Annotated in this window: 23 protein-coding genes; 17 read left to right on the top strand and 6 right to left on the bottom strand. The window is 64.8% G+C overall.

The features are described from left to right. The first annotated feature begins 78 nt into the window (after positions 1-78). The 6 genes from CLV47_RS00320 to CLV47_RS00295 are packed head-to-tail and all read left to right on the top strand — an operon-like array spanning position 79 to position 4676. Positions 79-381, top strand: coding sequence for an urease subunit gamma (locus CLV47_RS00320; RefSeq protein ID WP_106347010.1), 303 nt, complete (start codon positions 79-81; stop codon positions 379-381). Then, complete coding sequence (gene ureB, locus CLV47_RS00315) at positions 378-854, top strand: urease subunit beta (protein WP_106347009.1); 477 nt, start codon at positions 378-380, stop codon at positions 852-854. The genes CLV47_RS00320 and ureB overlap by 4 nt, the downstream gene beginning before the upstream one ends. Beyond that, positions 851-2560: an urease subunit alpha gene (locus CLV47_RS00310; RefSeq protein WP_106347008.1), complete on the top strand. Its 1710-nt coding sequence runs from the start codon at positions 851-853 to the stop codon at positions 2558-2560. The genes ureB and CLV47_RS00310 overlap by 4 nt, the downstream gene beginning before the upstream one ends. Before the next feature lie 10 nt (positions 2561-2570). Beyond that, a complete protein-coding gene (locus tag CLV47_RS00305; RefSeq protein ID WP_106347007.1) occupies positions 2571-3224 on the top strand; it encodes an urease accessory protein UreF in 654 nt (217 codons plus the stop codon). Further along, positions 3217-3927 (top strand): urease accessory protein UreG, encoded by a 711-nt coding sequence (gene ureG, locus CLV47_RS00300; protein ID WP_337589538.1) that lies wholly within the window; start codon positions 3217-3219, stop codon positions 3925-3927. Before CLV47_RS00305 ends, ureG begins: the two co-directional genes overlap by 8 nt. Further along, entirely contained in the window at positions 3924-4676 is a 753-nt protein-coding gene (locus CLV47_RS00295; protein WP_106347005.1) for an urease accessory protein UreD, read from the top strand. The genes ureG and CLV47_RS00295 overlap by 4 nt, the downstream gene beginning before the upstream one ends. A 124-nt stretch (positions 4677-4800) precedes the next feature. Here CLV47_RS00295 and CLV47_RS21765 read toward each other — a convergent pair whose 3' ends face one another. From CLV47_RS21765 to CLV47_RS00275, 3 genes are all read right to left on the bottom strand, one after another. Then, on the bottom strand, positions 4801-4992 hold the full coding sequence (locus CLV47_RS21765; protein ID WP_146135230.1) for a hypothetical protein: 192 nt from the start codon (positions 4990-4992) through the stop codon (positions 4801-4803). Between the two features lie 583 nt (positions 4993-5575). Continuing rightward, positions 5576-5839 carry a Txe/YoeB family addiction module toxin gene (locus CLV47_RS00280; protein ID WP_106347003.1) on the bottom strand — a complete coding sequence of 88 codons (264 nt, stop codon included), beginning with the start codon at positions 5837-5839 and terminating at the stop codon, positions 5576-5578. Further along, positions 5836-6078 carry a type II toxin-antitoxin system Phd/YefM family antitoxin gene (locus tag CLV47_RS00275; protein WP_106347002.1) on the bottom strand — a complete coding sequence of 81 codons (243 nt, stop codon included), beginning with the start codon at positions 6076-6078 and terminating at the stop codon, positions 5836-5838. The genes CLV47_RS00280 and CLV47_RS00275 overlap by 4 nt, the downstream gene beginning before the upstream one ends. Before the next feature lie 333 nt (positions 6079-6411). Here CLV47_RS00275 and CLV47_RS00270 point away from each other — a divergent pair, with 333 nt between their 5' ends. Together CLV47_RS00270 and CLV47_RS00265 are read left to right on the top strand one after the other, a co-directional pair. Next, entirely contained in the window at positions 6412-6642 is a 231-nt protein-coding gene (locus tag CLV47_RS00270) for a hypothetical protein (RefSeq protein ID WP_106347001.1), read from the top strand. Next, positions 6606-6974 (top strand): hypothetical protein, encoded by a 369-nt coding sequence (locus tag CLV47_RS00265; protein ID WP_170110873.1) that lies wholly within the window; start codon positions 6606-6608, stop codon positions 6972-6974. The genes CLV47_RS00270 and CLV47_RS00265 overlap by 37 nt, the downstream gene beginning before the upstream one ends. A 363-nt stretch (positions 6975-7337) precedes the next feature. On the opposite strand, the gene CLV47_RS21915 is transcribed toward CLV47_RS00265, so the two are convergent. The 3 genes from CLV47_RS21915 to CLV47_RS00250 all read right to left on the bottom strand — a co-directional run bounded on the left by CLV47_RS21915 (position 7338) and on the right by CLV47_RS00250 (position 9609). After that, positions 7338-7487, bottom strand: coding sequence for a hypothetical protein (locus tag CLV47_RS21915; RefSeq protein ID WP_170110864.1), 150 nt, complete (start codon positions 7485-7487; stop codon positions 7338-7340). A 505-nt stretch (positions 7488-7992) separates the two neighbouring features. Continuing rightward, complete coding sequence (locus CLV47_RS00255; RefSeq protein WP_170110871.1) at positions 7993-8388, bottom strand: PaaI family thioesterase; 396 nt, start codon at positions 8386-8388, stop codon at positions 7993-7995. A gap of 54 nt (positions 8389-8442) precedes the next feature. After that, positions 8443-9609 carry a TetR/AcrR family transcriptional regulator gene (locus CLV47_RS00250; RefSeq protein ID WP_170110870.1) on the bottom strand — a complete coding sequence of 389 codons (1167 nt, stop codon included), beginning with the start codon at positions 9607-9609 and terminating at the stop codon, positions 8443-8445. Positions 9610-9758: 149 nt separating this feature from the next. On the opposite strand from CLV47_RS00250, the gene CLV47_RS00245 reads away from it, so the two are divergent. From CLV47_RS00245 to CLV47_RS00205, 9 genes are all read left to right on the top strand, one after another. Next, positions 9759-10664, top strand: a complete 906-nt coding sequence (locus CLV47_RS00245) for an SDR family oxidoreductase (RefSeq protein WP_106346996.1) — start codon at positions 9759-9761, stop codon at positions 10662-10664. A 48-nt stretch (positions 10665-10712) separates the two neighbouring features. Further along, the gene (locus CLV47_RS00240) at positions 10713-11168 is read left to right on the top strand and encodes a MaoC family dehydratase N-terminal domain-containing protein (RefSeq protein ID WP_106346995.1); all 456 of its coding nucleotides are present in this window, start codon (positions 10713-10715) and stop codon (positions 11166-11168) included. Continuing rightward, the gene (locus CLV47_RS00235; protein ID WP_106346994.1) at positions 11165-11581 is read left to right on the top strand and encodes a MaoC/PaaZ C-terminal domain-containing protein; all 417 of its coding nucleotides are present in this window, start codon (positions 11165-11167) and stop codon (positions 11579-11581) included. The genes CLV47_RS00240 and CLV47_RS00235 overlap by 4 nt, the downstream gene beginning before the upstream one ends. After that, entirely contained in the window at positions 11578-12729 is a 1152-nt protein-coding gene (locus CLV47_RS00230) for an acyl-CoA dehydrogenase family protein (protein WP_106346993.1), read from the top strand. The genes CLV47_RS00235 and CLV47_RS00230 overlap by 4 nt, the downstream gene beginning before the upstream one ends. 32 nt (positions 12730-12761) lie before the next feature. Then, positions 12762-14327, top strand: a complete 1566-nt coding sequence (locus CLV47_RS00225) for a long-chain-fatty-acid--CoA ligase (RefSeq protein WP_106346992.1) — start codon at positions 12762-12764, stop codon at positions 14325-14327. Continuing rightward, entirely contained in the window at positions 14327-15856 is a 1530-nt protein-coding gene (locus CLV47_RS00220; protein WP_106346991.1) for an AMP-binding protein, read from the top strand. The genes CLV47_RS00225 and CLV47_RS00220 overlap by 1 nt, the downstream gene beginning before the upstream one ends. A gap of 96 nt (positions 15857-15952) precedes the next feature. After that, a complete protein-coding gene (locus CLV47_RS00215) occupies positions 15953-16732 on the top strand; it encodes an SDR family oxidoreductase (protein WP_106346990.1) in 780 nt (259 codons plus the stop codon). A 5-nt stretch (positions 16733-16737) separates the two neighbouring features. Continuing rightward, positions 16738-17976, top strand: coding sequence for an alpha-hydroxy acid oxidase (locus tag CLV47_RS00210; RefSeq protein ID WP_106346989.1), 1239 nt, complete (start codon positions 16738-16740; stop codon positions 17974-17976). A gap of 67 nt (positions 17977-18043) precedes the next feature. After that, positions 18044-18835, top strand: coding sequence for an enoyl-CoA hydratase/isomerase family protein (locus CLV47_RS00205; RefSeq protein WP_106347459.1), 792 nt, complete (start codon positions 18044-18046; stop codon positions 18833-18835). Positions 18836-18863: the final 28 nt, after the last annotated feature.

Raw genomic sequence — 18863 nt, 5'->3', positions numbered from 1 at the left:
ACCCGGGGACGGGCGCGTTCGGTACACGCAAGGCGATAGAGTCCTGAAACAACGTTTGATCGAACGGGAGGTTCCGCCATGTACCTGACCCCTTCCGACACTGAAAAATTGCTGCTGAGTGTCGCCGGTATGGTCGCACGGGATCGGCGAGAGCGCGGCGTTGTACTGAACTATCCCGAGGCAGTCGCCTTGCTGTCGTGCTGGGTGCTCGAACGCGCCCGCGAAGGTGCACGGGTCGCCGACCTGATGAACGATGGCCGGCGCGTACTCAGCCGTGCCGAAGTCATGGAAGGAGTGCCGGAGATGATTTCCGACGTCCAGGTAGAGGCCACCTTCCCGGATGGGCGCAAGCTCGTCACGATCACGGCGCCGATCCAATGATCCCGGGAGAGGTGCGCTCCAGCGACGAGCCACTCGAGTTGAACACCGAACATGAGCACCGCTCACTGGTCATCGTCAATGCCGGTGACCGCCCGATCCAAATCGGCTCACACCTGCACCTGCCGGACGCGAACCCGGCGTTGAGCTTCGACCGTGAACAATGTCAGGGTTTCCGGCTTGCTGTTCCGGCCGGTACGTCGGTGCGCTTCGAGCCAGGTGTCAGCCGGACCGTCGACCTAGTCGCCCTAGGCGGGCGCGGTCTGGTGCCGGGCTTGCAGGTGCGCGGCCGTAACCTGGCGACGTATCAACGTGAACCCAAGCCGGTGGTGCCGTTCGGCACGCCCGGTACGACGGTCAGCGACCCGTCGCGAGCATCGACCGTGCGCGCCCGGCTCAGCGATGAACGCCCACATAATGACCCGGACGCCACGGCGCCCGCCGACCACGACCCCGACCACGGGAGATCGTCATGAGCCCGATTTCGCATCGCGAATATGTCCAACTGTACGGTCCGACGGTCGGCGACCAGGTCAGGCTCGGGGATACCGACCTGTGGATCCAGGTCGAGCAGGACCTGACTATCGGCGGCAACGAGTCCGTCTTCGGTGGCGGAAAGAGCATCCGCGAGTCGATGGGGCAGGGCCTGACGACCCGCGACCAAGGCGCGCTTGACCTGGTCATCACCAACGTGGTGGTACTGGATCACTGGGGCATCGTGCGCGGGGACGTGGGTGTTCGGGACGGCCGGATCGTTGCCGTCGGCAAGTCCGGCAACCCCGACGTGATGGACGGCGTACACCCCGATATGCACATCGGGCCCAGCACCGACGTCATCGCCGGAGAGGGTCGGATTCTCACCGCTGGCGCGATCGACACGCACGTCCACTTCCTCAGCGAGATCGAGATGCATGAGGCATTGGCGACCGGTACGACGACGGTGGCCGGCGGCGGCACCGGGCCGACGGAGGGCTCGAAGGCGACCACAGTGACGCCCGGAGAGTGGTCCCTGACGATGATGCACCGGGCGCTGGATCACCTCCCGTTGAACGTCATTTTGTTCGGCAAGGGAAGCACGGTCAGCGACGAGGCGCTCCGGCAAGAGGCACTGGCCGGGGCTGGCGGCTACAAGGTGCACGAGGACTGGGGCGCAACTCCTGCGGCTATTGACACGGCGCTGCGGGCGGCCGATGAATTCGGACTGCAAGTGGCGCTGCACGCCGACAGCCTCAACGAGACTGGCTACGTGCAGCACACGCTCGATGCGATCGCCGGCCGCGGGATCCACGTCTTCCATTCGGAGGGCGCGGGCGGCGGGCACGCGCCGGACATCATCGTCGTCGCCAGCGAGCCGAATGTGCTACCCGCCTCGACGAACCCTACGTTGCCGCACACGGTCAACACCGTGGCCGAGCACTTGGACATGCTGCTCGTCGTACATCATCTCAATCCCCGCGTCCCGGAAGATCTCGCCTTTGCCGAGTCCCGGATCCGGTCGACGACGATCGCCGCCGAGGACATCCTGCAGGACATCGGCGCGCTGTCGATCACGTCCTCGGACGCCCAGGCCATGGGTCGGATCGGTGAGCTGGTCTGCCGGACCTGGCAGGTCGCGCACGTGATGAAGGCGCGCCGCGGATCGCTCGATTCCAGCCTGCCGGCCGATAACGAGCGGGCCCGCAGGTACGTCGCGAAATACACGATCTGTCCCGCGGTAGCACACGGCATCGACCACGAGGTCGGCTCGGTCGAACCGGGCAAGCTGGCCGACCTGGTGCTGTGGGATCCGGCGTTCTTCGGCATTCGCCCGTCCGCGGTGATCAAGGGCGGCGCTATCGTTTTCGCGCCACTCGGTGATCCCAACGGGGCGGTGCCCATGCCGCAGCCGGTGCTGCTGCGACCGGCATTGCCCGGTTCGGTGGGGTCGGCGCCGCACCTGTCAACGAGTTTCGTCTCTCCGATGGCCATCGAGGACGGCCTGGCCGGCCGGCTCGGGCTGACTAGGCGGCTCACCGCCGTACGGCCCACCCGCGACCTGACCAAGGCCGACATGCCCAACAACACCGCGCTGCCGCAGATCGAGGTCGACCCCGAGACGTTCGCGATCAGCATCGACGGCGAGACGGTGAATCCCGATCCGGTCGACACCGTGCCGCTGGCTCAGCGCTACACGCTGTTTTGATCGGGGCCTGATGTACGCCGGGATCGGGGCGCTGCTGCTTGCCGACGGTCGCCTGCCCACCGGCGGTTACGCACACTCCGGCGGCCTTGAGCCGGCATTAGCCGCGGGACTCGACCTCGGTGACGTGCCGGCGTACATGCGGGCACGCCTGCAGACCGTTGGGCTGGTCGACGCTTCCGCCGCCGTACTCGCGCGACGCTCGGACGGTCTGGCGGACCTCCAGGCGGCACTGCTCGCCCGCATCCCCAGCGAGCCGCTGCGGGCCGCCTCGACCTCGCTCGGTCGCGGGCTGACTCGGCTGGCGCGACGGTTGTGGCCAGAACACCACGCCACTCACATGCTCGAGGCGCTTCCATCCGCGCCGCTGAGGCCGATTGCGCTCGGCGCGATCGGTGCCATTCTCGAGCTTGAGGAGCGGCAGATCGCCCGGATCAGCCTGTACGACGACGCGCAGACCGTGGCCGCGGCGGCGCTCAAACTGCTGCCGGTCGATCCCGCTGATGCCGCCCGTTGGGTGCTCGAATCCGCGCCGATTGTCGAGGAATCGGTCTTGCTGGCCGTCGCCACCAGCAGGCCGCAGCAGCTGCCGGCGCTCACCGCGCCGTTGATCGAACAATGGTCGTTGGACCATTCCGCCCGCACAAGGAGGATCTTCGTTGCCTGACCACACGCACACCCATCCAGCGCCGAGCCGGCCCTTGCGGCTGGGGATCGCGGGCCCCGTCGGTACCGGCAAGAGCACGCTCATCGCGACTCTGTGCACGCGGTTGTCCGAAGAACTGCAGATCGCGGTCGTCACCAACGACATCTACACCGACGAGGACGCGCGCCTGCTCAAGGCGGCCGGCGTACTCCCGGTCGACCGCATCAAGGCCGTCGAGACGGGCGCCTGCCCGCACACCGCGATCCGCGACGACGTCACCGCCAACCTGATCGCGGTTGAAGACCTCGAGGAGCAGTTCGCGCCGCTCGATCTGATGCTCATCGAGAGCGGCGGGGACAACCTGACCGCGACGTTCAGCCCGGCCCTCGTCGACGCGCAGATCTTCTGCATCGATGTCGCCGGCGGTGGGGACGTCGCGCGCAAAGGCGGTCCCGGGATCGAACGAGCCGACCTGCTGATCATCAACAAGACCGACCTCGCGCCGTACGTCGAGGTCGACGTCGAGCAGATGCTCCGCGACGCCGGCGACGTCCGAGCGGGCCTGCCGGTCATCGCACTGTCACGGCACGTGCCGGAGTCCGTCGACGCGCTTTGTGACTGGGTCCGCTCGGTGCGGACGGCGTACGGCGAGGGTCGCAGCGTGCCGCAGGACCCCGGGCCGATGGCGCCGCATTCGCACGGCCACGAACACGCGACCGGATGAGCCGACCGCGCGCGGCCCGGATTGCGGTCGAGCGCGATAGCGATCGGGTGCGCATCGTGGCGCTCGACGGCAGCGACTTCGTGCGACCGCGTCTGCTGCGTGCCGACGGTCATCACGTGAGCGTCGCCTTCGTGAGTTCCAGCGCGACCCTGCTCGCCGGTGACGACCTGCGCATCGATATCGACGTCGGGCCCGGCGTGAGTCTGGAACTGGTCGAACCGTCCGGGATGGTCGCCTACAACGCCCGTGGCGGGCAGGCGTCATGGTCCGCGTGCGTCCGGGTCGGCGACGACGCGCACGTCACCTGGGCGGCAGCGCCGTTTGTGGTTGCCGGCGGAGCGGACGTTTTGCGGCGTACCGAGATCGAGCTCGCCGACGGGGCCTCGATGCTGCTGCGCGAACTGCTCGTGCTCGGCCGACACAACGAGGTCGGCGGCTGCGTTCGGTCGATGCTGGAGGCGTCGCTGGCCAGCGTACCGCTGCTCGTGGAGGACTTGGACCTGCGCGAGCCGTTACGCCGGAGTGCGCCCGGAATTCTGGGGTCGGCGCGGGTATTGGGCACCGTTGCCCTGCTGGGCGTTTGTCGGCCGCCATCGGAGTGCGTGCACGAGACGTCCCTCGCAGGCCCAGGTGCGCTAGCACGCTGCATCGCGACGGATGCGCACACCGCATGGAATCAACTCGCGCCGGTATGGCGGCGATGGCACGGTGTCGTCAATTCCCCTATCTGGGACACCCACGCCAGCTAGCAGGTGCCAGCGTTTGTAATCGAGGACGGTGTCGCCGCCGCGCCGTCCGGCCACGGTCGATGAGTTGGGCGGCGGCGGGTAGTCGTCGCGGTCGTGGGCTATCTAGCTGCTCGGCCTGGATGGGTCATGTTTGACATGCTGCCCGTTCCGCGAACGCTTCGTTGTCGCAGCTTCTTGCGGCGATCGCTCGGATCGTGGAACGGACCACGATGTCGCCGCCGTCGACATTAAACCTGCAGCCAGCGCGCAGAGGTATGTTGCTTGCGACGCGGTTGAAATCGTGGCCGACGCCGATGATTGGCGTGTTGGCTTTCATACTTGCGATCGTTGTGCTGATGTCGCTGATGGCCGCATTCGGCCAACTCGGGCTTGTGGAGTTGCTGTTGATTAGGGCCCTGAGTCTGACGATATCGGCGAAAGTGCCACAGTCGTCCAAGACCTCCTCGGACACGCCTCACTGAGCTCTACTCAGATCTACACCAAAGCCGCCGGTCGGCACGTCCGCGCCGCCGCCAACGCGCTCCCCCTCCACCAAGTCGTACATGACTTACCGCGTAAACAATGACCGCGCCAGCCAGCAAATTCCCGCGTACTCAGACCTTCCATGGCCGACGCTGAATAATTTGTATTCTGTCATCATAGCAGGTCAGAGCATATAAATGAGCCGACCTCAAGTTCGTTTTGAACACTACCGGCCACTTCTGCGACAAGCAACTATCCCGGCACCAGAGGCGGCGTTCCGATCGCGGATCAGCTATGCCGCGAGGTCCAGTTCGGTCGTTCCGGGAATTGACTGCGCCGCGCCGCGCAGTCAGTAGTAACCTTTGTCGCCCTATTTTGTCACAGTGACGTATGGCGAGTGCGGAGTCACGGGCGCGCGGATCGCCTGAGGACAGTCACTAGTAGTGGGTCCACATGCGCAACACATGCACCACACGGCGATCGGGGAAAACCTCGTACACCAGCCGGTGCTGAATGTTGATCCGCCGCGAATAGCAGCCCGCCAGATCGCCCACCAGCTTCTCGTGCCGCGGAGGCACACCGAACGGATCCGCAGCCAGTACGTCCAGAAGTCTCTGAGCTCGCGACTTCAAGCCCGACGAGGCAAGTTTTTTCGCGTCCTTTTGCGCTTGACGTGAATAGACCAGCGTCCAGTCACTCACCAGTCGAGACTCGTCGAGGCGTCCTCAACACCCTCGGCCCGCGCCTGACGGATCGACCCTGCAAACCCCGGCACCGACTCCAAGAACAGGGTCTCTTGGATCGCCCGCCAGTCCGCCTCACCAATCAGCACCGCATTGCCTCGCTGCCCCGTGATGGTCAGCGGCTCAGACTCATCATTGACCTGGTCGATCAGCCGGTACAGGTTCGACCGAGCCGATGTCGCACTCACCGCAGTCATATCTTCCACCTCACGACAAAGCGTACGCTATGTCGTACGTTATTGGCAAGGTCGAACCCCGGGAGTTCTGCCGGTGCCTCCGTGGCGAAGCGACGACCATGGCCTGACGTCCCGCAACCCCATGCACCACCCCGGACATCCATGTCCATAACACCGGACTTGTTCTCATCTACCTCCCCACTCACGACAGACAGCGCCTGCCGCGCCAGAACCACCCAGTCTGCTGCCCCGGGCACACCAAGCTCGAACGAACTGCCCAATTGAACCTCGAGCCGCCGACCGTTACAGGCACGCCTGCCAGCAGGATCTGCGTCTGAACGTAATCTCACTGCTATGACTGTGGTTCCCGAATCATCGTATATCGAAGCCTTGCTCGGCGAGCTCGGCCAGATAGAGGAACGCTATGTGGATGTCGTCGAACACTCCGAGACGTACTACAGCAACCCGAACCGCCCCGTCGGCACCTACTTCATCGGTGCGGCCGATTATTCGTGGAAGGCAAGCGACCCCGCGTTGGAGGCGACCGGATGTCACTGCTTCGTGACATCCGTGGCTGGCAAGTGAGGTTCGAGTTACTCTTTCTGCATCCGACTCCCGAGGTCGCCGGACGGCATAGAGACGCATTCGCCCACATCGAACGCTGGCTGCTGCGCGAAGCGCGCAATGATCACTCCCTGACGGCAAGCACCCAGAACATGGTTGACCAACTTCGGCAAACGTTCGAGGTGCTGCACTCGGCAAAGGAACTACTGCCGACCGACGACTACGACGTTCGGCTCGTGATCGACACGAACGCCCTAATCGACAACCCCGACGCCGCGGCGTACACCGCACGGTTGGGTCGCGTTACCTGGTTCACGTCCCTCCAGTGGTTCTCGGGGAACTTGATGATCTGAAACGCTCGGGACGAATACCTGAGCTCAGGGATGCCGCGCGCCGCGCCCTTCGGCGGCTAAAGGGTTGCCGCTCAAACGGCGACGTGCTGACTGGTGTCTGCGTAGCTGGCGAGGTCTATGTGGTATTCGGGGCGCGGGAACCGCGCAGTGACAACCTGCCTGAACCGCGCCGAATAGAGCACCCTCAACGGGATCATTTGCGGTACGGGTTTTAGGTACGATGCGGACAGCGTAAACGACGGGTCTGACATAGCCGCGAGCATGTACCGGTGAAGGATCGGCAGCGGGACGGCAAGGACCGGCTACGGCGTCACGGATTCCACGATCACCTCGGTGCGATGAAGACAACGTGGGAGGAATGGTTCACGTGCTGGGCGCGCCGATGGTCGCGGCGCTGAAGTCCTCGATCATCTCCAACGACATGCTGTCCATCCCCGGCTCGTGGGCGAGCAGCGATTTCGCGGCGCCGGCCATCCTCACCGTCGGATCGACGCACTCGATCGAGATACTCAACGGCCTGGCGTACCTGCAGAAGCAGGGTTTGATCCAGGACGGCGACAAGAACGGTCACGTTTACATCAACAGTGAGTACGGCGACGACGGGCTTCTCGGTTCGAAGGCCTACGCCAAGGACCACGACATGACCAGTGTGGAAGCAAATACTCCCGCCGATGAGGCGGACATGTCCGCGGCCGTGGCGAGCCTCAAGAGCGCGGGCGTGAAGCCACCATCTCAGAGGGCGGACCGGTGCTGTAGCAACGCAGATGGAGGCCCAAGGACTCGAGCATATCCCGCCGCTCGGCAACAATCCGTCGTTCGCCCCCGCCATGCTGCAAACGCCTGCCAGGAACGCGCTGAACAACTAATGCGGTCTGCGCCGATCGTGCCGTTCAACACCGACGCTCCACTTGAAGCCGTTTACCGTTCGCTGTCAATGCCTGCCGACCGACGCTGGGATCTATGGCGGCGAGTCAGTGACCATGATGTTTCAGGCAAGCGCCGGTGGAAGTCTTCGCAATCATTCCCTCGCGCGAGCGATCACAGCGAAACTTCCGGTCGCGCTGGCAACGAGCCGATCGTCGGAATCGACGGTTCTTGCCTGGAGGTGCACAATCCGGCGCCCGGCGGTGAGGATGGTCGCTTCTGCTGTGAGCGAGCCACTCTGCGCGGCTCGGTGAAAACGTGTTTGGATCTCGATCGTGGTGCATATGCTGCCATCGGGGACAACCGCCATCGCGGCCGCGCCCATCGCCGTGTCCATTAGCGCGAACGCGACTGATCCATGGGCAACAGCATTCGGATTCATGTGGCGCTCACTGAGTTCGAGGCTGGCCGTCGCGCTGGATTCACCACGCTCGATCGTGAACTCCAGAAAGTCCTTGATTGGAAATGTGGTGTTGTTGGGACTACTCACTGACGCACTGTCCTTGTGTCGATGTTTCTTGATCCGATCGTCGTTCCGGATCGGCTATCCGGCAGTTGGCTCGCGTACGACGCACAAGGCCAACGTAGCTAACTCCTGCGGCAGGTTGCGGCGGCGTACCAGGCCGTCGTGCATGATCACCTCGTTGACGACGGCGAACGACGCGCCAGCCCGGATTCGCGCCTCCGCCTGGCTCATCTGAGATTGTGCGATGCGCACGACGTGCGCGAGTTCGTCGATATACATGCGCTGGTTGCGGCGGCGAAGGTCCAAGTATTCCGCCGCCAGGAAATGCATCTCCGTCGAGTAGATAGCGATCAGATCGCGATAGTCGATCGCCATATCGACGTATCGGCGTACCAGCTCAACGACCGCCTCCTCGGCATTGCTTGAACGACGCAGCGCCGTCGCGACACCGCCGGCGATCTGCGCCGCGGCCCGGTCATACATGACCGCCAGCAACGACTCCTTGCTGTCGAAGTGGCGGCTCACCGCGGAGGCCGTGATGCCGACCTCGGCTCCGATGTCACGCAGTGATACGCCGTGGAAGCTGCGAACCCGGAACAGTCGCAGCGCAGCGGCAAGAATCGCCTCGCGCCGCGTCGCATGCGTCATGACCTCGGGGTCCGGCTTGAGAAGTGTGTGGTCAGGAGGACCGAGTACGACGCTGCCCAGCACCGGCGTGATGGCGCGGGCGATCCTGGCCCTGGCGGCCTGGGTACCGGCGCGGGCGAGCCCGGTATGCACAAGCGCACCCATGGCACCGCGCACGCGGAGTGCCTCACTGCTTAACCGAGTGTCGATATCCGGACTGGCTGCCAGCGTGTCCATGAGCGTGCGGACGTCACCCGTCAGGATGGGAATCGACGCGGGGTCGTCCAGGCTGCGCAACTGGCGAAGTGCGACGACAGCGCTGTCGGGGTCGTCGAACACCGCGCCGGCGAGAGCGGCGTACGGCGACATGCTGGTCGCTCCCGCCGCCACCGCGCTGCGGAAATCTGTGATGATCCGCGTCAGAATTGCTTGTTTGCTCGGAAAGTAGCGATAAACGGCTGGCCCGCTCACCCCGATCTCTGCACCGATATCGTCAATACCGACACCGTCGAACCCCCGCCGTCTGATTAGCCGGGCGGCGGCCGCTTGCACCTCACGTCGCCGCTCTTCGCTACGGCTCGTCGGAGCGGATCGCTGTCTGAGATCGGGCGTAGTCACGATTCTCATGTTAACGCATATTGACTATTTTGCACTATCTGGTTTACCGTCGCATCCAGACTCGAAACGTCTTTGTATCGCCTTCAAATCCCAAAACTGAGCACCCTGGCGCCCAACTTCGGCGCCACACCCGATCGGAGAATGAACGTATGACCACATTGGAAGGGCGCACCGCGCTAATCACCGGAGCCGGTCGCGGCCTAGGTCGCGAACACGCGATCATGTTTGCCGACCTCGGCGCCAACGTCGTCGTCAATGACAACGGCGCCGGCTCCGACGGCAGCGGCGACGACGCCGGCCCAGCCGCGGAGGTCGTCCGTGAGATCAAGGCGCGCGGCGGCGAGGCCACCGCTCACGTCGGCAGCGTCTCGGACTGGAACACCGCTAAAGAGATGGTGGACCTGGCCGTCGATACCTACGGCAAGCTCGACATTCTGGTCAACAACGCCGGCATCCTGCGCGACCGGATGCTCGTCAACATGTCCGAAGCCGAGTTCGACTCGGTCATCGACGTCCACCTCAAGGGGCACTTCTGCCCGTCACGGCACGCCGCGGCGTACTGGCGGGATATGGCCAAGGCCGGCACGCCGGTCGATGCCGCGATCATCAACACCTCGTCCGGCTCCGGGCTGCGCGGAAACCCGGGACAGACCAACTACGCCGCCGCCAAGGCCGGGATCGCCATCATGACCGTGATCCACGCCCGCGAGCTCGAGCGGTATGGCGTGCGTGTCAACGCCATCGCCCCGATCGCACGCACCCGCCTGACCGAAGCGACACCGGGCCTGGGCGACCGGATCAACGCCGACGGCACCAGCGGTTTTGACAAGTGGTCACCCGAGAACATCTCCCCACTTGTAGCGTGGCTTGCTCTTGCGGGCAACAAGGTTTCCGGGCAGGTCTTCGGCGTGTTCGGCGGGCATATCGGGTGGCAGCAGGGCTGGGTCGAGCAAGAGGCGCACGACCTCGATCGGCAGTGGCAAGTGCATGAGATCGCTGAAGCGCTCGCCCATATCCCGGCCGGTCCTCCGGAGTTCTCCGGCGTGGCCAGCTAATCGTCGCGCGTCACACCGACGAAATGATGTCGCAATGAAAGGGACCTCATGACCGACCCAAGCAGCGTCATCGGGCGGGAACTGCCGAGCTTCTCGGCCATTCCCGAACGCGGGCAGCTGGCCTTTTTTGCCCAGGTGCTCGGCCAGACCGACCCGACGTACTTTGACCTTGACGCAGCACACGCCGCCGGCTATCCGGACCTGCCGGTGCCGCCGACGTTCCTGTTCACGCTGGAGCTGCGACGCCCCGATCCGCGCGGAATCCTGACCGAGCTTGGCATCGATATGCGCTCGGTGCTGCACGGCGAGCAGGAGTTCAGCTACTCGTCGATGGCCTTTGCCGGTCAGAAGCTCGACTTCACCGGCAAGTACGTCGACTACTACGAGAAGAAGGGCGGGGCGATGCGATTCCTGGTCCGCCAGACCGAGGTCAGTCGTGATGGCGAGCCGATCGCCGTCCTCAAGAACGTGCTGATCTCGCGCCAAATGGAGCTGACCTCATGACCGTCACCACATTCGTCGAGGGGCAGGACCTTCCGCCGCTGACGATCCCACCAATCTCGCGTACGACGCTCGCGCTGTTTGCCGGTGCGTCGGGAGACCACAACCCGATCCACATCGATCTGGACAACGCGAAGAGCGCCGGACTCGACGACGTCTTCGCTCACGGCATGCTGTCGATGGGTTACCTCGGCCGCTATCTGACCGACCTGGCGCCGCAGGGCTCGCTGCGCAACTTCCGCGTGCGGTTCACCTCGATCACACCGGTACACGGCGCACCGACCTGCAGCGGCACGGTCACCGCCGTACGCGAGGAAAACGGCGAGCGCATAGCCGACCTCACGCTCAAGGTGCAGTTGGCCGACGGCACCGTGACTCTCGATGGCGGCGCGCAGTTCGTCGTACCGGTCGCATGAGTACGGCGTACCCCAGCTCGTCCTGGGTCACCGGCGACGTCGCGGATCTGTACCAGCTCGCCGACGAGTTCTTAAGCAAAGAGATCGCTGCGCAGTCCCCACGCTGGGAAGAGCAGCAGCACGTCGATCGCGAGTTCTGGCTAGCCGCAGGCAAACTCGGGCTGCTGTGCGCGTCGATTCCCGAGGAGTACGGCGGGGGTGGCGGCGACTTCCGCCACCAAGCGGCGATTCAGCAGGCCTACGCCCGCACCGGCGATCGGTCGTGGGGCAACTCGGTGCACAGCGGCATTGTCGCGCACTACATCCTCGGCTACGGCACCGAAGAGCAGAAGAAGCGGTGGCTGCCGAAGATGGCGACCGGCGAGATGGTCGCGGCGATCGCGATGACCGAGCCCTCCGCGGGCTCGGACCTCAAGGCGATCCGCACGACGGCGGTGCGTGAAGGCGACGAGTACATCATCAACGGCTCGAAGATCTTCATTACCAACGGGTCCTCTGCCGACCTCGTGGTGGTGGCCGCGAAAACCGACGCAACGGCCGGCGCACACGGGATCTCGCTGATCATTGTCGAGACGGCCGACTGCCCGGGATTCTCGGTCGGCAAGGTGCTCGACAAAATCGGGCAGCACGGCGCGGATACCTCGGAGATGTTCTTCAGCGACGTCCGTGTGCCCGCCGAACGCCTGCTGGGCGACGAGGGCGCCGGTTTCGCGATGATGATGAGCCAGCTGCGCCAAGAGCGCCTGATCATCGGGATCAGCGCGGTGGGCGCCATCGAACGCGCCGTCGCGGTGACCACGGCGTACGTCAAGGAGCGCGAGGTGTTCGGCAAGAAGCTCATTGACATGCAAAACACCCGGTTTGAGCTGGCAGAGTGTGCCACCCTCTCGCGGGTCGCGCGGGTCTTCCTGGACAACTGCATGGAGCAGCACCTCCGCGGCGAACTCGACACGGCCGGTGCTGCTATGTGCAAGTGGTGGCTCACCGACGTGCAGTGCAAGGTCATTGACAAGTGCTTGCAGATGTTCGGCGGCTACGGATATATGCGTGAATACCCGATTGCCCGTCTTTACGCGGACGCGCGGGCACAGCGCATTTACGGCGGAGCCAACGAGATCCAGAAGGAACTCATCGCCCGCACCCTCTAGTTCTCCACGCCCGCCGTCGATTAGGAGGCCGCATGCACCTCACCGCAGGACTACACCGCAGCATCCAACGTGACCCCGATGGGATCGCGATAGTCGACGGCGCGCGGGAGATCACCTTCACCGAACTAGCCGAGCGGGTGGCCCGGCTTGCCTCCGGTCTAGCCGGGCTCGGCGCGAGTCCGGGTGACCGGATCGGGATGCTCGCGACCAACTCTCCGCGCTACCTCGAATACGTGCTCGCCTGCCTCTGGGGCGGCTACGTTTTCGCGCCGGTCAACTCACGGTGGAGCCGTGAGGAAATGACCTACCAAATCAACGACGCCGGGATCGGCCTGCTGATCGTCGGCGAGTCCGGCACCGCGAGGGCTCGGGAGCTGCGGGAGACGGCGGGCGACTTGCGCTCACTTGTCTTCTGTGGCAGCGATCCGGCTCCGGACGGATTCGTCGACTATGAGCAGCTCATCTCCGGCAGCGCGCCGGTCGAAGACTGCAGACTCGGCGGCAAGGCGCTCGCCGCGATCCTCTACACCGGCGGCACGACCGGCACGCCTAAAGGCGTCATGATCAGCCCCGAGCAACTCCTCGTTTCCGGTCTCGGCACCCTCGTCACTGCCGGGATGGCAAACATGCCGGAGCGTTTCTTACACGTCTCGCCGCTCTACCACTTGGCCGCGTTGGCATCGGCACTGCAGCAGGTCCAGCTGGGATCGACTCACGTCGTACTCGGCGACTTCGACGTCCCGACGCTCGTCGAGGCGATCCAAAAGCACCGAATAACCGCGACAACTCTTGTGCCAACGATGATCCAGCGACTCGTGGCGTACGTCGAGGAGACCGGCGTCGACATTTCAACCCTGGTCCGTCTCGGCTACGGCGCCTCACCGATCTCGCAGACGACTCTGCGGGATGTGCAGCGTCTGCTGCCAGGGATCCAGCTGTGCCAGCGATACGGGATGACCGAACTCGGTCCGGTGGCCACCGTCCTGACTCCGGAAGACCACCTCGACCGGGACCATCCCGAACGACTTAAGTCCGCCGGTCGGGCCGCGGCGCACGCGGAAGTGCGCGTCGTAGACACCGTCGATAAAGAACTCCCGGTCGGCGAGATCGGTGAGATCGTCGTCCGAGGCGGCAACCTGATGCTGGGGTACTGGAACAAACCCGCAGAGACTGCAGAAGCACTCCGCGGCGGCTGGATGCACACAGGCGACGTCGGCTACTTCGATCGCAGCGGCTACCTCTACGTCGTCGACCGGCTCAAGGACATGATCGTGTCCGGTGGCGAAAACGTCTACAGCGCCGAAGTTGAGAAAGTTCTCGCGCTGCACCCCGCGGTCGCCTCGTGCGCGGTGATCGGCGTACCCGACGACGACTGGGGCGAACGTGTGCACGCCGTCGTCGTGCTGCGGCCCGGCGCGCAAGTGACCGCTGGGGAGCTGCGAGAGCACTGCGGCGCGCATATAGCCCGCTACAAAGCGCCGCGCACTGTCTTCTTCACCGACGCGCTCCCCGTCTCAGCAGTCGGCAAGATCCTCAAACGCGAACTACGCGCGAGCCACGAGACCGATGCCGCCGACTCCACAAAAGGGACCTCCTGATGACGCAAGAGAAGTCGATCCACTGCGGCACAAAAGTCCGCGCCTACTCCGAGATACGCGCCCGCGCGGCGCGGCTGGCGAGCGGGCTTCGCGAGCTCGGTCTCGGTCCGGCGGACCGATTCGCGATCGTCATGCGCAACGACGTCGAATATATCGAGGCGACGCTAGCTGGCGCATCGATCGGCGCCGTACCGGTCCCGATCAACTGGCACTGGACCGGCGATGACCTCGCGCATGTCCTGAGCGACAGCGAATGCCGCCTTGCTTTTGCGCACACTGACCTGCTGCCCGCGGTCCGTGACCGGCTTCCCACCGGTGTGCCGCTGGTCGAGGTCGCGACTCCGCCGTACATCGTGGACGCATATGGACTCGAGCCACAGACGCTCACCGGCGCGCACCCCGAGTTCGAAGCCTTGATCGATGCCCACGAGGCCGCGGCGGCGACCTCGACGGCCCCACCGCAGAGCGTGATCTACACGTCGGGCACCACCGGCAAAGCGAAGGGTGTGCTGCGCGATCCATCGGGTCCCGAGGGCGCGGAGCGTCGGATCAGACTCGCATTGGAGACTCTCGCTCTCGACGCCACTATGAGCACCATGGTCACCGCGCCCCTCTATCACGCGGCACCCAATAACCACGCACTCGTGGCGACCGCCCTCGGCATGGACCTGTATCTGCTGCATAAGTTCAATCCGCAAGAACTCCTCGAGCTGATTCAGCGCGAACACCTGGAGCATCTGCAGATGGTGCCCACGATGTTTCGCCGGCTCCTCGCGCTACCGGACGAGGTGCGCGCGTCATACGACGTGTCGAGCATCAAGTCGATCATTCACGCCGGCTCGCAGTGTCCTGCAGATCTCAAGGAACAGATGATCGGCTGGCTAGGACCGGTCATCAACGAGTATTACGGCGGCACCGAATCCGGTGCGATCGTCAAATGCAGCAGCGCGGAGGCGCTCGCTCATCCAGGTACCGTCGGACGCGCGATGGATGGCTGCGGCGTACGAATCCTCGATGTCGACGGTGCGACACTTCCGGCCGGCGAGCAAGGAGTCATCTACCTCAAGCCACGCCCGGGTACGGCGAACTTCACCTATATAGGGCTTCCCGAGGCGCGCGCCGAGATCGAGGTCGACGGCTACATCACCGTGGGCGACATGGGCTACCTCGACGAAGGTGGCTACCTCTATCTCACCGACCGAGCCAAGGACATGGTCATTTCCGGTGGCGTGAATATCTATCCCGCCGAAATCGAGGCCTGCCTGCACATGATGGACGGCATCGCCGACGTCGCGGTCTTCGGCGTACCGGATGAGGACATGGGCGAGAAACTCGTGGCACACATCGAACTAGAGCCCGGCGTGTCGCTCACCGCGCAGCAGGTACGCGAGTACGTAGCCGGACACCTGGCGAAATACAAGACGCCCAGAGCGATCGTGTTCGACGAGGCGCTACCCCGCGACGACACCGGAAAACTGTTCAAACGGCGGCTACGCGAGCGCTACATGACGGCGACCCAGCCGAAGTAGGGCCGGCCGACCGGAGGGTGCACCGCGACATTCCGTGCTGGCCACGGCGCAGCATCGGTATCGTTCAGGAACAGCAACCGGAACAGAGGAGAACCCGTGGATCTCGAGCTCGCAGGACGCAATGTACTCATCACGGGAGGATCGTCCGGCCTTGGGCTCGGCCTCGCCCACACCCTGGTCAAGGAGGGAGCGAATGTGCTCCTGGTCGGCCGCAACGCGGACAAGCTCGACGCCGCGGCCCACGACCTGAGCGCCGCCGGGACACAGGTGCTGACCGTGCCCGCCGACGTCCGCAACGCCGACGACCTCCAAAGCGCGATTGATACGGCCGAACGCGAATGGGGCCGGTTGGACGGGCTGGTCAACAACGCTGGCTTCCACACAGGTAGCGGCTTCGAGACGACCACCGACGACGAGTGGCAGATGGACTTCGAACTCAAGTTGCTCGCGAAGATACGTGGTATCCGGCAAAGCCTGCCGCTGCTGCGCAAGAGCGATGCGCCCGCGGTCCTGAACGTGCTGAGCATCTACGCGCGCTTCCAGCCCAACAAGTCAATGCCGAGCTCGGTGTATCGCGCGGCCGGCCTGGCGCTCACAAACGGACTGTCCCGGGATCTCGCCGCCGACCGGATTCGGGTGAACGCGCTGTTGATCGGATTCGTACACAGCGACCAGTGGGTGCGTGGCGCGGCCGCGACCGGTGCCGACGTCGAGGAGTGGGAGGCCAACCGCGCCGAACAGATGCGCATCCCGCTCGGCCGCGTCGGTCGCACCGAGGAGTTCGCCGATGTTGCGGCATTCTTGCTTTCCTCGCGGGCGAGCTACCTGACCGGTACGGCGCTCAACGTCGACGGCGGCCTGTCGATGGTGGTGTAAGCGCGATGACACGTCGTATCCCCTCGCCGTCGGAAATCAAGCCCTACCTGCGAGTGCGCGTTCCCGAACGACGCGGCGAGGCCCGCCGGCTCGCGAAGTCCCAGGCCATGGTCGACGTCGAACGCCTCGCGAAACGCCGCGTGCCGCGTTCGGTGTGGGAGTTCGTCACCGGAGCGGCCGAATACGAAGTCTCGCTGGCCGAGAATCGACGCGAACTCGACAGTGTCCGCTTCACGCCACGCGCATTCGGGCAGGTCCATAAGCCCGACACCTCGACCGAGATCCTCGGCCGACCCGCTCCGTTGCCGCTGATCCTCGCGCCGACCGGTTTCACTCGCCTCAGTCATCACGAGGGAGAGGGTTCGGTCGCGCGAGCGGGTCGCGATGCCGGCGTACCTTACTGCCTGTCCACGTTCGCGACGACCTCGATCGGCGAGGTTGGGAAGGTCGCGGCCGGCGGGCGCAACTGGTTTCAGGTCTACCTGATGCGCGACCGCGAGATCACCCTCGGGCACCTTGCGCAGGCGCGCGACGCCGGTTACGAGGCCCTGATGCTCACCGTCGACACGCCCGTGGCCGGGCACCGACGCCGAGACTTCCACAACGGCTTCGACGTCCCGCCAAACCTCACCGCGCGGGCATTGCTCGACATGGCAGTCAACCCGCGATGGGTCGTCGACCTGATCACCCACGATCCGCTTCGCTTCGCCACCCTGACCGACGCGGGCGACCGACGCTGGACCAACACCGGCGCGGTCGTGGAAAGCAACATCCGCCCCGCCGACATCGCCTGGCTGCGGGAGAACTGGGACGGCCCGGTCATCGTCAAAGGACTGATGAATGTCGCCGACGCTCGCGACAGCGTCGATGCCGGCGCCGCTGCGGTGGTCGTGTCAAATCACGGCGGTCGCCAACTCGACCGCACCCGCTCCCCGCTGGCGGTACTGCCTGCCGTTGCCGAGGCCGTCGGTGACCGCGCCGAGGTGTACGTCGACTCCGGCTTTCGCACCGGATCGGACATCGCGGCGGCCGTCGGCCTCGGAGCCCGCGCCGTCATGATCGGCCGGCCATACCTATTCGGGCTGATGATGGCTGGCGAGCGTGGCGTACGCAAAGTCATTGACATCTACCGCGCGGAACTGCGGCGCACGATGACCCTGCTCGGCACGCCGACCATCGGCGATATCGGACCGGCTCAGGTGTCGCTGAGGGCGACGCGGGACCGGTCGCCCCTTAGCACTTGACATGACCAGCATGCGGGCACGGCCAAGGTCTGGCTGGCCCGCACTCATCCACAAAGTAGAGGACCCGATGACTGAGAACGCCGTACTAGTCGAGCGCGAGGGCGCCGTCACGATCATCACGCTCAACAACCCAGAGCGCCATAACTCCCTCACGCCGCAGATCCACGAAGGGCTGATCGCCGCGTTCGAGTCCCTGCGCACCGACTACGAGTGCCGTGCCGTGGTGTTGAACGGCGCCGGCAAGTCCTTCTGCTCCGGTATGGACCTCAAGTCGCCGATCGGTGACAGCGACGGACCGGGCGCGGTCCAACGCAGGCTCGAACGTCTCCGGGCGTCAACCAACCTGATCCTGACGATGCGTGAGATCCCGCAGCCGATCGTCGTGGCGCTGCAAGGACACTCCGTCGGCGCCGGCTTCGCTTTCGCTTCGGCGTCGGATATCCGAATCGCTGCACCGGATGCGAAGTTCAACGCCGTGTTCGTCCGGATCGGCATGACGCCAGGTGATCTGGGCCTGTCGTGGCTGCTGCCCCGTCTCATCGGCCAGACCGCGGCAGCCGAATTGTTCTACACCGGCGGCGTACTCGACGCCGAGCGCGCCGAGAAGCTCGGCTTTCTCAACAAGATCGTCGACGACCCGCTGGCCGAGGCGAAGGCGATGGCAGCCGAGATCGCCTCTAACGCTCCGTTCGGCGTACGGATGGCAAAAGAACTCCTCAACGCCAGCATCGGTGGCGGGTTCCGCGAGCACATGGAGATCGAGATGCGCTCGCAGGTCCTCGGGTTGATGACGCAGGATCACAAGGACGCGGTCGCGGCGTTTCCCGAGCGGCGTAAGCCGGCCTTCCGCGACATGTAAGCGGAACGTAAGGGTCCGGAAGTACGAT

The organism is Antricoccus suffuscus, assembly GCF_003003235.1.
Taxonomy (GTDB): Bacteria; Actinomycetota; Actinomycetes; order Mycobacteriales; family Antricoccaceae; genus Antricoccus; species Antricoccus suffuscus.
Note: the sequence above shows the minus strand (reverse complement) of the source record. Positions and strands in the feature narration are given on the sequence as shown.

What these genes read in the sequence shown, in the direction of transcription:
- CLV47_RS00320 (WP_106347010.1), top strand. Translation starts at nt 79, where the DNA reads ATGTACCTGACCCCTTCCGACACTGAAAAATTGCTGCTGAGTGTCGCC.
- ureB (WP_106347009.1), top strand. Translation starts at nt 378, where the DNA reads ATGATCCCGGGAGAGGTGCGCTCCAGCGACGAGCCACTCGAGTTGAAC.
- CLV47_RS00310 (WP_106347008.1), top strand. Translation starts at nt 851, where the DNA reads ATGAGCCCGATTTCGCATCGCGAATATGTCCAACTGTACGGTCCGACG.
- CLV47_RS00305 (WP_106347007.1), top strand. Translation starts at nt 2,571, where the DNA reads ATGTACGCCGGGATCGGGGCGCTGCTGCTTGCCGACGGTCGCCTGCCC.
- CLV47_RS00295 (WP_106347005.1), top strand. Translation starts at nt 3,924, where the DNA reads ATGAGCCGACCGCGCGCGGCCCGGATTGCGGTCGAGCGCGATAGCGAT.
- CLV47_RS21765 (WP_146135230.1), bottom strand. Translation starts at nt 4,992, where the DNA reads ATGAAAGCCAACACGCCAATCATCGGCGTCGGCCACGATTTCAACCGC.
- CLV47_RS00275 (WP_106347002.1), bottom strand. Translation starts at nt 6,078, where the DNA reads ATGACTGCGGTGAGTGCGACATCGGCTCGGTCGAACCTGTACCGGCTG.
- CLV47_RS00270 (WP_106347001.1), top strand. Translation starts at nt 6,412, where the DNA reads ATGACTGTGGTTCCCGAATCATCGTATATCGAAGCCTTGCTCGGCGAG.
- CLV47_RS00265 (WP_170110873.1), top strand. Translation starts at nt 6,606, where the DNA reads ATGTCACTGCTTCGTGACATCCGTGGCTGGCAAGTGAGGTTCGAGTTA.
- CLV47_RS00245 (WP_106346996.1), top strand. Translation starts at nt 9,759, where the DNA reads ATGACCACATTGGAAGGGCGCACCGCGCTAATCACCGGAGCCGGTCGC.
- CLV47_RS00240 (WP_106346995.1), top strand. Translation starts at nt 10,713, where the DNA reads ATGACCGACCCAAGCAGCGTCATCGGGCGGGAACTGCCGAGCTTCTCG.
- CLV47_RS00235 (WP_106346994.1), top strand. Translation starts at nt 11,165, where the DNA reads ATGACCGTCACCACATTCGTCGAGGGGCAGGACCTTCCGCCGCTGACG.
- CLV47_RS00230 (WP_106346993.1), top strand. Translation starts at nt 11,578, where the DNA reads ATGAGTACGGCGTACCCCAGCTCGTCCTGGGTCACCGGCGACGTCGCG.
- CLV47_RS00225 (WP_106346992.1), top strand. Translation starts at nt 12,762, where the DNA reads ATGCACCTCACCGCAGGACTACACCGCAGCATCCAACGTGACCCCGAT.
- CLV47_RS00220 (WP_106346991.1), top strand. Translation starts at nt 14,327, where the DNA reads ATGACGCAAGAGAAGTCGATCCACTGCGGCACAAAAGTCCGCGCCTAC.
- CLV47_RS00210 (WP_106346989.1), top strand. Translation starts at nt 16,738, where the DNA reads ATGACACGTCGTATCCCCTCGCCGTCGGAAATCAAGCCCTACCTGCGA.
- CLV47_RS00205 (WP_106347459.1), top strand. Translation starts at nt 18,044, where the DNA reads ATGACTGAGAACGCCGTACTAGTCGAGCGCGAGGGCGCCGTCACGATC.